This window comes from Microcoleus sp. AT3-D2, assembly GCF_036705715.1.
Lineage (GTDB): Bacteria > Cyanobacteriota > Cyanobacteriia > Cyanobacteriales > Microcoleaceae > Microcoleus.
On record NZ_JAUBVE010000001.1, the window covers coordinates 331,964 to 345,482 of the forward strand.

The 13,519-nt window shown below is 47.6% G+C and carries 9 protein-coding genes; 3 read left to right on the top strand and 6 right to left on the bottom strand.

The genetic code is table 11. From position 1 onward, the window contains the following. Positions 1–612 precede the first annotated feature (612 nt). The 6 genes from QUB44_RS01255 to QUB44_RS01280 all read right to left on the bottom strand — a co-directional run bounded on the left by QUB44_RS01255 (position 613) and on the right by QUB44_RS01280 (position 8,618). A complete protein-coding gene (locus QUB44_RS01255; protein WP_333362107.1) occupies positions 613–1,686 on the bottom strand; it encodes a M14 family metallopeptidase in 1,074 nt (357 codons plus the stop codon). 249 nt (positions 1,687–1,935) lie between these two features. Next, the gene (locus tag QUB44_RS01260; protein ID WP_333362110.1) at positions 1,936–2,751 is read right to left on the bottom strand and encodes a DMP19 family protein; all 816 of its coding nucleotides are present in this window, start codon (positions 2,749–2,751) and stop codon (positions 1,936–1,938) included. 273 nt (positions 2,752–3,024) lie between these two features. Further along, positions 3,025–4,611 (bottom strand): photosynthetic/respiratory NAD(P)H-quinone oxidoreductase subunit D1, encoded by a 1,587-nt coding sequence (gene ndhD1, locus QUB44_RS01265; protein WP_445299854.1) that lies wholly within the window; start codon positions 4,609–4,611, stop codon positions 3,025–3,027. A 465-nt stretch (positions 4,612–5,076) separates the two neighbouring features. Then, positions 5,077–7,122, bottom strand: coding sequence for an NAD(P)H-quinone oxidoreductase subunit 5 (locus tag QUB44_RS01270; protein ID WP_333362188.1), 2,046 nt, complete (start codon positions 7,120–7,122; stop codon positions 5,077–5,079). A gap of 359 nt (positions 7,123–7,481) precedes the next feature. Continuing rightward, on the bottom strand, positions 7,482–7,859 hold the full coding sequence (locus tag QUB44_RS01275) for a thioredoxin family protein (protein ID WP_333159561.1): 378 nt from the start codon (positions 7,857–7,859) through the stop codon (positions 7,482–7,484). Positions 7,860–7,904: 45 nt separating this feature from the next. After that, entirely contained in the window at positions 7,905–8,618 is a 714-nt protein-coding gene (locus QUB44_RS01280; protein ID WP_333362113.1) for an NnrU family protein, read from the bottom strand. 229 nt (positions 8,619–8,847) lie between these two features. Here QUB44_RS01280 and QUB44_RS01285 point away from each other — a divergent pair, with 229 nt between their 5' ends. The 3 genes from QUB44_RS01285 (at position 8,848) to QUB44_RS01295 (ending at position 13,400) form a co-directional block, all read left to right on the top strand. Beyond that, positions 8,848–9,852 carry a LysR family transcriptional regulator gene (locus QUB44_RS01285; protein ID WP_333362115.1) on the top strand — a complete coding sequence of 335 codons (1,005 nt, stop codon included), beginning with the start codon at positions 8,848–8,850 and terminating at the stop codon, positions 9,850–9,852. 128 nt (positions 9,853–9,980) lie between these two features. Next, positions 9,981–11,441: a serine/threonine-protein kinase gene (locus tag QUB44_RS01290; protein ID WP_333362119.1), complete on the top strand. Its 1,461-nt coding sequence runs from the start codon at positions 9,981–9,983 to the stop codon at positions 11,439–11,441. Between the two features lie 285 nt (positions 11,442–11,726). Continuing rightward, a complete protein-coding gene (locus tag QUB44_RS01295; RefSeq protein WP_333362122.1) occupies positions 11,727–13,400 on the top strand; it encodes an asparagine synthase-related protein in 1,674 nt (557 codons plus the stop codon). The last annotated feature ends 119 nt before the right edge of the window (positions 13,401–13,519 follow it).

Consider the following 13,519-nt stretch of genomic DNA (forward strand, 5'->3'; position numbering starts at 1 on the left):
ACAAGAAGAAGGATTTTTTATTCAATTTTAGGAGGTACAATCAAAGTTACTCCTAACTGAAACCTGAATGTTGTGTAGATATATATTAAGTGTTTTTTGGCGTTGCATAATAGCGGGATGATTGTGATTTTATTGGTGGAATAAACCCATAAACCCGAAGGCGTGTATTTTCACAGCAGCCGGGACACCCTACAATAATCATCCTCAAATTGTGCAATGCCAATTTTTGGGATATGTGTTCCAAAAGTCTGTAAAACAAGAAGCATCTTGACTCTGAAATAGGGAATAAAGAATCCCATAATCACGCTTGCCCCTGATTCATTTCTACTGCCAATACATACATCAACCCTGGGGGGGGTGACAAAGAGGCTATTGAGATACACCGAATCAGGGTTGCAGCCCGCATACCTTGTTGATCAAAGCGGCGTTTATTTCGAGTTATATATACTGTAGTTGCGGTCTAACACTTCGATCGCCAAAACCCATATCACACTATCCATAGGACAATAAGGCTAGGAACTAACGGAGCGATCGCACGCTCATTGAAGAGCGATCGACCAAATGGTAATTTTAAAGTATTGGGTATTGCGATCGCTGACCGTCGCAACTCCTTCAGTCAATCAAGGCTCGTTTACAAAGATCAAGTCCTTGAGTTAAGCATTGTTCTCGCCACTTACGAGATATGGGTGCAAACATTTCTACCAACTGGTGTTTTGTCCATTCATAGTTCTGGTGTGACTTACCCCACCAGTAAGCACGATTCTCCGCCCGCAATGCCTTCAAGACTTGAATCGTTGAGTAAGTGCCAAATTCTGCGGTTAGTAAATCATAGCGACACTCTGGTAGAAGAGCTTGGCACCAAGTTTTTAATCCACCGCGAAGTGGATATGACACACCTTCTGTACTGTTCGGTTCTATTGTTTCTGCTCCAAATCGTTGAGCTAGTCTTGAACAAGATTCTGATGTTGCAGATGCGTCAAGCAAAAGCTTATAAGTTCCCCAGCGTCCTAAACCTGTGTGGAAATCAATATGCACTACCTCACAAGCATTACCAATCCATTGGGGCAAATTGCTAGCTAGAATCTCTTGAGTTTTGGATGCAGCATGACCGCCAAAAAAAAGCCCCTTTGGAAAATCGTATTGCCCTACAGGAAAAGTGTTTCTCAAACTCGTCATTCCATATCTCAATATCAGCCAGAGAGCTTGAATCATATAAGGTTCAAATCGTGATGGAGGTGAAGTTGGATTGAGAAAAGAATTGAATTTAGGATAATCTTTGGGGCTGCCCTCAAAAACTTCTTCTGGCAACAAAAAGTTACGATTTAAATCTATGTTGTTTTCATTCCAACGTCGTCGCCAGGCAAAACCATAAGGATTCAGAGAATGAATAAGTACAACTTTAATATCAGGTGACAAGGATGTGAGAAGTTGGTGATTTTCTAACAATGTAAGTTGAATTGCAGAGCCCATAAAGCCTTCTACTCCATGCAAGCCACTAGAAATGACTACACATCGTCGTGGGTTGGAAGAACCACCGATCGCCACATCAATAGTTAATTCTTCACCAGTTGGACTAAGCTGGTCAATTGGATAGGCTGTCTGCTGATAACCCAAAGATGAAGATGCTGATCGAAATCGCTCTCGTGCAGTAATGTAGTTGGGTGAAAATGCGTCTGAATAGCTCATAAATCTTCATTATCCACCAGTAACCTTACAATTATGCCTGAAAAGATAACTCACACCGCATAACTATTAATTATACTGTAGTTGCGGTCTAACACTTCTATCGCCCTTAACAAAGATCGCACTCTTGGCATAACAATAACGCTTTGCAGTTCGGTTAGTATTCCCTTTTATTCTAGCAAATATAGAAATAAGAACAATTAAGACTAAAAAAGATAGTGCCTCAACCTAACTATTAATTTGGCTGCATAGTTATACCACTACCAGCTCTGCAATCTGTTCCTTGGACTTTCCAGAAAACATCATTGCCTTCCCGTCAGCCTCCACCATGAAGTGATGCCCATTGTCAGTAATAAAGTGCCAAGCGAGTATTCTTTTGCCACCGTACTCATTCATAGTATCGCCTGCCGTAACGCGCTCAAGCGTATGGCCGGCTGCATCGCACAAGGCTCGTATCAGTTTAATGTATCTCGGCTCCGCAGCACGGGTCTGGGCGAGCCGGGCCTCGCGATCGGAAATACTCAATACTCGTCGAGTGACTTCCTGTTGGATTCGATCTTCTGGTACAACAATCAGACCGGGGCGCGCTTTTAACCAGTTAGCATTTAATCGTTCGAGACTTTCCTCTTGTGCGATCGAATAAAAGTCCTCATTTATGCCATTTAGCCTGTCTCTCTCAGCATTTTCGCCGAATAACGCACTCGAAAAGAACGATGCTAACTTTGTCTTTCCTGCTGTAACCAGCGCCTCTCCTTTTGCAAAAAGATCGGTATGTTGTGTCGCGCCGATTTGCTCAATGCCTTCTTTAACTAGCGCGATGACCGCAGGCTGCCACCTTGTGTTATAGACAAACTGAGCAAAACCGCCATTATTCACCTGCCCGAGGTAGTAATCAACGTAGTAACTGAGGAGTGCGTCGTGAGAAATTTCTGACAGATTCAGAAGCTCTTCAAATAGTGCATTCACAAAGTCAATATTTGATTGGATCGTCGCGCGGATATCATCGCTATTCACGCTTTCCGCTGAGAGCACGACCGCATCTTTCGAGCCAAGTATGTCGTCACTCATTTTTCCTTCTCCCTCTTAGGCTAGAACTTTTTATGTTTCCCAGCTATTAATTATATTGCAATTGCAACATCGAATATAGCCTATCATGCTCTTTTATGCTTTTTGAGGAGCGACAATACTGAAAATCACATCAGCGTTCATCTGTGTTTATCTGCTAAAATCTGCGGTTGAAAAATCCCAATCTAATCGATTTACTTCGATCCGGTATATAGAAAACCCCCAAACCATTTTAAAAATAAAGTTTGGGGGTTTCCTTTTTAAATCCAGTTTAAATTACAACTTGCTCGGCTCGATCGCCGGTGCGCGCAAAGACAGAGTTTTATCCGCAGCAGCCTTAGCCACAAGCGACGGCACAGAATCCCGCAACTTTGCAGTCAACTGTACAGTAGTCGCATCATAAACCTGAGTCAGCATCTTCGGATACAAACCAATGCCAATAATCGGCACTAACAGCGCCGCAATAATAAACACTTCTCGCGGTTCTGCATCCACCAATTCTTCGTGTTCCGACAATTCCTTATTTTCAGGCCCGTAGAAAATCTCCCGCAGCATCGACAGCAGATAAATCGGAGTCAAAATCACCCCGACAGCAGCGAGAAATACCACGCAAACCTTAAACACCGGGTTGTAAGCATCGCTGGTTGCAAAACCTACAAACACCATCAATTCTGCTACAAAACCGCTCATTCCCGGCAAAGCCAAAGAAGCCATAGAACAAGCAGTCCACATCGCGAAAACCTTACGCATTTTCTGTCCTACACCGCCCATTTCGTCGAGCATGAGCGTATGAGTGCGATCGTAAGTGCAACCCACCATAAAGAACAAACTCGCCCCGATCAAACCGTGGGAAACCATTTGCAGCATTGCACCGCTAGTTCCCAAATCGGTAAACGAAGCTATCCCAATCAGCACAAACCCCATGTGCGAAATCGAAGAATAAGCAATTTTCCGCTTCAAATTGCGCTGAGCAAAAGAAGTTAATGCCGCGTAAACAATATTTACCACACCCAAAATTACCAAGATGGGTGCGAAGACAGCGTGAGCATCCGGGAGCATTCCCGCATTCATCCGCAGCAAAGCGTAGCCGCCCATTTTTAGCAGAATTCCTGCTAGCAACATATGGGCGGGTGCGGTTGCTTCCCCGTGAGCGTCAGGAAGCCAAGTGTGCAGCGGAAAAATTGGCAGTTTGACGCCGTAAGCTATTAAGAAACCTGTATACAGGAGCAATTCTACAGTGGGGGCATAATCTTTAGCTGCGATCGCCCGCATATCGAAAGTCACCGTATCGCCGTAAAACGCCATCGTTAGCGCGCCCAGCAAAATAAACAGCGAACCGCCTGCGGTGTATAGGATAAACTTAGTTGCTGCGTAGAGGCGCTTCTTGCCGCCCCAGATTGACAAAATCAGGTAAATCGGGACTAATTCCAGTTCCCAAACTAGGAAAAACAGCAACATATCCTGTACGGCAAAAACTGCGATTTGGCCGCCGTACATTGTCAGCATCAAAAAGTAAAATAGCTTCGGTTTAAATGTGACCGGCCAAGCAGCTAAAGTAGCCAGCGTAGTAATAAAACCAGTCAGCAAAATCAGCGGCATCGATAAACCGTCAGCACCCACAGACCAATTCAAATCGAGTTGCTGCACCCAAGTATAGCTTTCTACCAGTTGCAAATCTGGATTGCTGAAGTCGTACTGAGTGTAAAAAGCGTAAACAAGTAGGGCAAAATCGATTAAACCCACAATTAGGGCATACCACCGCACCGTCTTGCCATCCTTATCGGGAATTAAAGGAATCAGCAAGGACGCAGCAATGGGAAACAGAATTGTTGTTGTTAACCAAGGAAAGTTAGCTGTATCCATTGCGTTTTAAAATGATCCATCAGTTATTAGGTTTAAACACATTTTGCCAATTTTGGCCTAAATTTTATACTTTCTTTAGACGGAACATTTTTTTTTGCTATTATTTGGACAAATTATGCGATCGCAACTGTTAAGTTTAATTAAATATTTATTTCTATTTGCTAATTGTCAATGGTGAGTTATTGAGATAATACCATTTCTAAAAGTATCTCCTTGTGGGGATACGGCAATGCCCAAAGCGTGTCAAATTAACCCTAAAAACTTTTGTATCTTTCGTTGCTTGCCCAGTTGAGACCCCCCTAAATCCCCCTTAAGAAGGGGATTAGGGGTTGACTTTGAGAGAATACTCTTGTTCCCCCCTTATCAAGGGGGGTTAAGGGGGATCTAGACTTCGAGACAAACAAGAGATAGGGTCGGTTTGACATTAAGTTGACACGCTTGGAACCATGCCCTCTGCCTACAGATTTAACTGACTCCAGAAACGATCGCAAAACCCAGAACTGCGACAAACACAATCAGGGCATAAAATTGAGCGCGACCGCTCTCAAAGTATTTCAAACCTTCGCCGCTAACCAGGGTGATAAACCCTGTTAAGTTGACTACACCATCGACGACTCGCAAATCCACTTCCATGACTTGCCGCGCTAAACGGCGGCTGCCTTTGACAAAGAGAAAATCGTTGATATCGTCGAGATACCACTTGTTGAGGGAGAACTCGTAAAGCGGTTTGATTTTTTGGGCGATCGCCCCAGCATCAATTTTACGGCTCAAATACATCAGAGAAGCCAAAGTAATGCCCAGCAAAGCAATACCTACAGAGCTTCCGCCCATGATTAGAAATTCCGTCAAATTGAACTCAGCAGCGTGTTCCAAAACTTCTTCAAGAGACTCACCAGGAGCGCGAACAAACTGCTCGAAATAATTGGCAAACGGCGTACCGAGAAAACCGATAAATACAGAAGGTACTGCCAGCAACACTAACGGCAGAGCCATTGTCAGAGGAGATTCGTGAGGCAAATGGTCGTGCTCATCGTGACTGTCGCCAGTTGGTGCCAATTCCTTAACATTCATCGCTCCGGGGCCGAAAACCAAACCCGGTTGCAGAAGTTGCTGTTTGATGGCGCTGTCATTCCCCCGGAATTCGCCCTCAAAGGTGCTGAAATACATCCGGAACATATAAAACGCGGTCATCCCGGCCGTCAGCCAGCTAACAGCCCACAGAGCGGGATTTGCTGCGAAGGCGCTGGCAAGGATTTCGTCTTTTGACCAAAAACCAGCAAACGGCGGAATTCCGCAGATTGCCAAATTTCCGATTAAAAAGCAAGAAGCGGTAATCGGCATATATTTCCGCAAGCCGCCCATGACTCGCATATCTTGAGCGAGAGCGGGGTTGTGGCCTACAACTGCTTCCATCCCGTGAATGACTGAACCAGAACACAGGAACAGCATCGCTTTGAAATAAGCGTGAGTCATCAAGTGGAAAAGTCCGGCACTGTAAGCGCCGACGCCCATTGCCATCACCATGTAGCCGAGTTGGGAGATGGTGGAGTAGGCTAAGCCTTTTTTGATGTCATTTTGGGTAATCGCGATCGAAGCACCCATAAATGCCGTAAAACAGCCGGTACAGGCGATCAAATTCATGACTGCCGGCAGCCCTTCAAACACCGGGTACATCCGAGCGATCAGGAATACGCCGGCGGCTACCATTGTCGCGGCGTGGATTAAGGCCGAAATCGGTGTCGGGCCTTCCATTGCGTCTGGCAGCCAGACGTGGAGGGGGAATTGAGCGGATTTGGCTGCTGGCCCCAAAAATATGAGGACGCCGAAGATTGTCGCCAGAGTCGCCGAAAGAGCACCGGATTCGACTAACGAGTGCAGGCGTTCGCCCATCACTTCAAATTCAAAGCTGCCGGTGGCCCAGTAAATGCCGAGGATGCCCAGCAGTAGGCCGAAGTCGCCGACGCGGTTGGTGACAAAAGCTTTTTGGCAAGCGTCAGCAGCGGGTTTGCGATCGTACCAAAATCCGACTAGCAGGTATGAACACATACCTACGAGTTCCCAGAAAATGTAAATCTGAACGATGTTCGGGCTGATTACGAGACCCAACATCGAGGCGCTGAAGATGCTCAGGTATGCGTAAAAGCGCACGTACCCGTCATCGTGAGCCATGTAGCCGTCGGTGTAAATCATCACCAAAAAGGCGACCGTGGTTACGATCGCCAGCATTACCGCCGTCAGGGGGTCGATAATATAGCCCATATTCAGCGAGAAGTCGCCTGCAGAAGCCCACTGAATAGTGCGGGTGTAGGGTGCGTGGCCCTGTAGTTGACTCCACAGCAATGCGAAAGAGAGTACCATTGACCCTCCGAGTGCGGAGACGATTAATATCGCATTCGCTTGTCGGAGTTTGTTGGTTGCCTGATTAAAGGTGATTAAGCCTAGACCTACTAGCATTGCGCCTGCCAGTGGCAGGACTGGAATCAGCCAAGCGTATTGATAAAGCAGTTCCATGACTGATAGGTAGTTTAAAGTTTCTACTAGATATTGCCACAATTCTTTACAAATTGTGGCACACGCCTGCGCGACTGGGCCAAAATACTCGATCCAATTCTTTAAGTATTGTTATAGCCGAGTGCCATCGCCAGCGAGACGATCGTACTACTTTCTTTATCGCCAGACGATTACACTAAAGGCCGAAAATTATTATTCCGGTGAAAACGGAAACTATACGACAAATCTCACAGTCCTGTGCGTTCAAGACGGCGAGATTTATTTTGGTGTCAGATGCTTGATGGAAAAATGGGGAAAGCCTTCTGCTTCCGACATAAAGCCGAAGACCTTCTCAACAAGAGCCGAATGCCTTGGAACCCTTACCGGTTGGCTACTTCCTGAAGTTGCAGCCGTTGAGATGGGGAAGCTACGTGAGCCGCGAGCATCCAGGAATCCAGAGTCCGCCGCAGTTCCTCCCGCCCTTGGTACTCTTCAAATCTAAATCGAACTTTATCGCCCTCAAACAAAATCAGCGTGGGCAGACTTGTCAGCCGGTAAGTGTGGGCCAACTTGAAACATTGATCGGCATTCACCCCTACGAGCTTGACTTTTTCTGCCCACTGTGCTTCAAAAGTCTTAAGCGTGGGGTCGATCGCGCGGCACAAACCGCACCAAGGAGCCGAAAAGTGAACTAAAACGGGGGTAGAGGCTTGAAATACCTCTTGTGCAAAAGTGCGTTCGCTAACCGACAACACCATGATCCCTCAAAATTTAATAATTTTTTTTCTATCCTAGGGATCATGCTACCAGTATATGTTCCTAGTTACACGCATCAAAAAAGGATGAATTTTCCACAGCAAACCAGTAAAAATGACTACACCTACGTAGGAAGGACGCAGAAACTCTAGCAAATCAAGGGTTTGGCGCTTTTGTAGGATTGCCAAAAATGGAATTATTGAGGTTCGAGATTTGATGGTTTCAAAGGATTCTCCAAAACGAGCCTGAAGCCGCCTGTCGCCGTGCCACACTCCGAACAGGTGGTGAAGTACCAAACCGATGGAAGTGACGAGGGTAAAGCTAGTGCCAATCCACAGGGTGTGGGCCACGCACCAAATCACCTGTCCCACCATTTGCGGGTGACGGGTGATGCGAATGATGCCAGTTTCGTAGAGGTGAACTTGGGGCTTTTGGACGGCGGCAATTTCTAGGAGGTTAAAAGTTGCTGGGTACAGAAACAGGAAGGAAATTGCCGAAAGTATCCAAACTGCCGGTTTAACTCCGGGTACTCCCTGTACTTGCCAAAGCTGTACGCCGTCGTAGCGGTGGTTGAAAAAGTAGACAATCAGAATGACGGCTAGCGGCAAACTGACAAGGGCAAACAAAACGCGATAAAGTCTCGGCCCGATTAGCTTTTCACCTTTGGGCCGGAGGGCTGCTAAACCGCTGTGGGCGATCGCAAAAACCAGTAACAAGCCCAGAATAACTAAGTGGGAGTCGAGCGCCAAGTCGATCGTCATTGCAAATATTAAGAAAAGTTATTGATTCTCGGCCAATTTGTGTCACAAAGTATCTATGGGAGCATTCAGCGGTTATCAGTCAGTTAACTGTTCACTGTTCGCTGTTGACTGTTCGCTGTTCGCTGTTGACTGTTCGCTGTTGACTGTTCGCTGTTTGCTGTTCGCTGCCTACAGTCAACCGTCAACCGTCAACTGACAACTGACAACTGACAACTGACAATTTAGATATATGTCTGACCTTCCTTTCACTTTAGACCAGTTACGCATTCTCAAGGCGATCGCCTCTGAAGGAAGCTTCAAACGCGCCGCGGACAGCCTCTATGTATCCCAGCCAGCAGTTAGCTTGCAGGTGCAAAACTTAGAGAGACAGTTGGACGTGCCGCTGTTTGACCGGGGGGGGCGGCGGGCTCAACTGACCGAAGCCGGACACCTGCTGCTGAGTTACGGCGAGAAAATTTTATCGCTTTGCCAAGAAACTTGTCGGGCTCTGGAAGACTTGCAAAATCTCCAAGGCGGTACTTTGATCGTCGGCGCTTCTCAAACAACGGGAACCTATTTGCTGCCGCGGATGATTGGGATGTTTCGCCAAAAGTACCCGGATGTAGCAGTACAGCTTCACGTTCACTCGACCCGCCGCACGGCGTGGAGTGTGGCAAACGGGCAAATCGATTTGGCAATTGTTGGCGGAGAAATTCCTACCGAACTTGTAGAAGCTTTAGAAATTGTTCCTTACGCTGAGGACGAACTAGCTCTGATTCTTCCTCCGTCTCACCCGATGGTACAACAAGAAACTATCCAAAAAGAAGACCTTTACAAATTGCAGTTTATATCCCTCGATTCGCAGTCTACGATCCGCAAAGTAATCGATCAGGTACTGACTCGCTGCGGCATAGACACGCGCCGCTTGAAAATAGAGATGGAACTAAATTCGATCGAAGCCATTAAAAATGCCGTTCAGTCGGGGCTGGGAGCTGCTTTTGTCTCGGTTTCGGCGATCGAAAAAGAGTTGCTCATGGGCGTCTTGCACAAATCTCAAATGGATGAAGTTTTGGTAACTCGCATTTTGTCGCTGATTTACAACCCCAACCGCTACCGTTCTAAAGCAGCAGAGGCTTTCAGCAATGAAATTTTGCCCCAATTTGCTACTTATTCGACCATCCCGGAGAAGAAAGAACCCCCAGTGCTCGATTTGGGATTCATAGAAATAGGAACTCCCAACTCGGCGGGAAGTTAATCTCTTAGGTCGCTGGCAGTTAGCAGTTCGCGGTTAGTTGAGAAATCGAAATCTGATTTAACAATCACTTTTTCTTCCCTCTTCCCTCTTCCTTTTTCCCTCTTCCTTCTTCTTACTACCAAACAAAAATGGAAGTTTACTGCACCCGACCGGGCTGCCCGCGCCCTCAAAACTATTTTCCCGACCTCAATGACAGTGCGCTGCTGAAAACGGTGCAGCAAAAGTTTTGCACGGCTTGCGGGATGCCCCTGATTTTGAGGGGCCGCTATTTGCCCGTGAGGTTGTTGGGTCAAGGCGGTTTTGGGGCGGCGTTTTTGGCCAGAGACCGGGATACTCCGGCGATGCGGCAGTGCGTTGCTAAACTTTTGCAGCCGTCGGTAAGTCTGACTCCGCCCCAGCTAAAAATCGCTCAAACTCTTTTTGAACGGGAAGCGGCGGTGCTGGAAGAACTGGGAAACGAACATTCCCAAATTCCGAGTTTGCTGGCTTTTTTTGAGCTGACTGTTACGAGTTTGCAGCCGGGAAAAAACGATCAGTTTTTCTATCTGGTTCAAGAATTTATTGACGGTCAAAATTTGGAGGATGAACTAGCTGTTAAAGGCAAGTTTTCGGAGGCGGAAACGGTGGAGGTGCTACGGGAAATTTTGAAGGTTCTCGATTTTGTGCACTCTCGCGGTTCGATTCACCGGGATATTAAACCTGCTAATATTATGCGGGGTAAAAACGGTCGGCTTTATTTATTAGATTTTGGGGCTGTTAAACAAGTAACACAAAGTGTTGGGAGTCCAAAAGCTTCGACGGGCATTTATTCTTTGGGTTACGCTCCGCCAGAACAGATGAGCGGGCAAGAAGTTTATCCGGCAACGGATTTGTATGCTTTGGCTGTGACTTGTATTACTTTGCTGAGTGGTTTGCAGCCGACGGAGCTTTTTGATAGTTACAGAAACGAGTGGAATTGGCAGTCGCGGGTGCAGGTAAGTTCGCGTTTGGCTCACGTTCTCGATCGAATGTTATTATCAGCTCCCAGTCAGCGTTTTCAATCTGCGAGTGAGGTGGAAGCGGCTCTGATGTCTGGGCCTCAACAGCCTAACATCGTCGTGCAGCCACCGACCCTACGGACTCCGACTCCCCTACCGACTCAGCAGCTACCACCGACTCAGCAGCCTCCTGTACGGGTTCCTGCAACACCTCCCGGAGGGCTGCAACCTTCGCAGAGAGCGACTTTTTCGATTTGGGAGGTTTTGTCGGGGGCGGCGTTTACGGGTTTTGAGGCGGGGGTGCTGGCGATCGCCCTGACGAGTTTGCTGCCGTCTCCGGGCTTGAGTATCGGATTGTTGGGGATGATTGTGGCGGGTTTGATTTACGGCCAGTACCGCAGGGCGATCGAACAAACTGAGATGTTGATTATTGGTGCAGGTACTGTGGCTTTGCTGTGGTTTTTCCCGGCTTTACAGACGGCGGCACTTGCGATTTATCCGAATTCTCCGATCACTGGCGTGTTGTTTGTGGGATGGTTGGGTGCTTTGGGTGCGATCGCTGGCACAGCTATTTTTAGATTGATTTATAAGCTGCTTTCAAACATTTTTTAATTTAATACCAATTCTCCTTTCCTCTTGCAACTATCATGAGTGTTGAGTTTGTTGACTGTCGCCCTGTATGCACCGGTGCGTCGCTGCGAGATTTAGCTATGCGAGTAAGGAGTTATATCAAATCCGGTAGCATCGGAATTATTCCTCTCTGTATTCTCTCCCTCTGCGTTCTCTGCGCCCTCTGCGGTTAAATCATTCCGATACAACCGGAAACGATATTAAGGGTGGCGACGCACCCTACCAGCTACTGTTGCATAAAATTTGAGAATTAGTATAACTAAATCGATGCAAAATCAGAAGTTGATTAACCCGAATTGGGTCATTGCTTGGGGCACAGAAGCCCGATCGCACCCTGCAACTTGGGAAACTTCCGGTTTTGCCATAATCGGAGCTGAACCCACCTTCAGCCCCAATCAGCGATTTGTGCTCGTAGGTGACTGCTGCTTCGATCGCACCCCAATGCTCAAACAACAGATTGATACCGAGGGATTGACCGATTTGGCGATCGTCGGGCGGCTATGGGAACAGTCAGGCCCTCAAACTTTGAGCTTGCTGTCAGGAAAATTTGCCCTTGCAGTGTGGGATCGAGACGAGCAAACCTTGTGTCTGGGGCGCGATCGCGTGGGAGCCAAAACGCTCTATTACACCCGTGCAGGAACGACTCGCTGGATCGCGCCTCGACTGCGATCGCTCAATCCGTATCACGATCGAGAACTTGATTTAGTTGCTTTGCGCGACTACTTGTGCTGTGCATTTGTACCCGGAGCACAAACGCTGTGGGAAGCCGTGCGAGAGTTGCGGCCCGGTAGCTACCTGTACTTACCGGATATTGAGGCGCAGAGATACTGGCAGCCACAGGAGCAAATTACTAACGCCGATCGCCCTTTGGAATGGCATAGTCAACAAGTGCGATCGCTTTTGGAACAACTGGTGCAGGAAGCGCTACCAGCGGGAGAACCAGTCGCAGCATATCTTTCGGGCGGGATAGACTCAAGTTGTGTCGCCGCGATCGCCACAAGGTTGCACGATCGTCCGGTACACACTTTCTCGATGCACTTTGGCGCTCAATATCCCAGCGAGATTGAATTTGCCAACATCGTCGCAGCACATTGTGGCACTGATCACCACGTTTTGGAAGTTTCGCCACAGCAAATTTGGGAGTTGCTACCGGAAACGCTGGCGGCGATGGATGATCCAGTGGGGGAAGGCTTGACGGTTCCCAATTTGCTGTTGGGGCGATCGGCAAAGCAATTTGCAGACGTGGTACTCAATGGCGAAGGCGGCGATCCGTGCTTTGGCGGGCCGAAAAATAAGCCGATGTTACTCAACAGTTTGTATGGTTCGATTCAGGGTAAACCAGATCCGATCGCAGCTTACTTGACTTCGTTTCAGAAATGCTATGTGGATTTGCCACGTTTGCTGAAGCCGGAGGTTTGGGAAAAGGTGAAGAATGCGCCTTCCGTCTTTGCTGAAGAATTGCAACAGACAGAAACGACGTTTTTGAATCGGCTGATGCGGCTCAACATTGAGTTTAAAGGAGCCGATTACATTTTGACCAAGGTGAATAATCTCACGGCTGCGGCGGGACTAAAAGCTCGATCGCCCCTATTCGATGCGCGGATGGTGGCACTGAGTTTGCAAATTCCGCCAGAATATAAGCTTTCGGGCGCGCAGGAAAAAGCGGTTCTCAAAGCTGCTGTGGCGGATTTGCTGCCCGATGTCATTGTCAACCGTCCGAAAAGCGGCATGGTGATGTCGATGCAGCAGTGGTTTTTGAGGGATTGGCAGCGACAAGCGCGATCGTTGTTGCTGAATCGTCATGCGGCGATCGCGCCTTACCTCGATCAAACACTAATCCGCGAGTGGCTAAACTATCGTGGGGAAGTTTTTCCCCGCTATGGGCTGAAGTTGTGGCTGCTGGTGACGCTGGAAATTTGGTTACAAGTAAATCGCCGTTAGTTACCCCCAATTAGGGTACGCGGCCGTGCCTTTCGTCGTGTCAACTTCAGCAGTTGATCTTCAAATTTCTCGATCGACAGTGGCATTTTCCCTATGCGGTTTTCGCTCTTGTTTATAGA

Bases quoted from the DNA above. Each gene is read 5' to 3' on its own strand.
- QUB44_RS01255 (WP_333362107.1), bottom strand. From the start codon at position 1,686: ATGAGCTATTCAGACGCATTTTCACCCAACTACATTACTGCACGAGAG.
- QUB44_RS01260 (WP_333362110.1), bottom strand. From the start codon at position 2,751: ATGAGTGACGACATACTTGGCTCGAAAGATGCGGTCGTGCTCTCAGCG.
- ndhD1 (WP_445299854.1), bottom strand. From the start codon at position 4,611: ATGGATACAGCTAACTTTCCTTGGTTAACAACAACAATTCTGTTTCCC.
- QUB44_RS01270 (WP_333362188.1), bottom strand. From the start codon at position 7,122: ATGGAACTGCTTTATCAATACGCTTGGCTGATTCCAGTCCTGCCACTG.
- QUB44_RS01275 (WP_333159561.1), bottom strand. From the start codon at position 7,859: ATGGTGTTGTCGGTTAGCGAACGCACTTTTGCACAAGAGGTATTTCAA.
- QUB44_RS01280 (WP_333362113.1), bottom strand. From the start codon at position 8,618: ATGACGATCGACTTGGCGCTCGACTCCCACTTAGTTATTCTGGGCTTG.
- QUB44_RS01285 (WP_333362115.1), top strand. From the start codon at position 8,848: ATGTCTGACCTTCCTTTCACTTTAGACCAGTTACGCATTCTCAAGGCG.
- QUB44_RS01290 (WP_333362119.1), top strand. From the start codon at position 9,981: ATGGAAGTTTACTGCACCCGACCGGGCTGCCCGCGCCCTCAAAACTAT.
- QUB44_RS01295 (WP_333362122.1), top strand. From the start codon at position 11,727: ATGCAAAATCAGAAGTTGATTAACCCGAATTGGGTCATTGCTTGGGGC.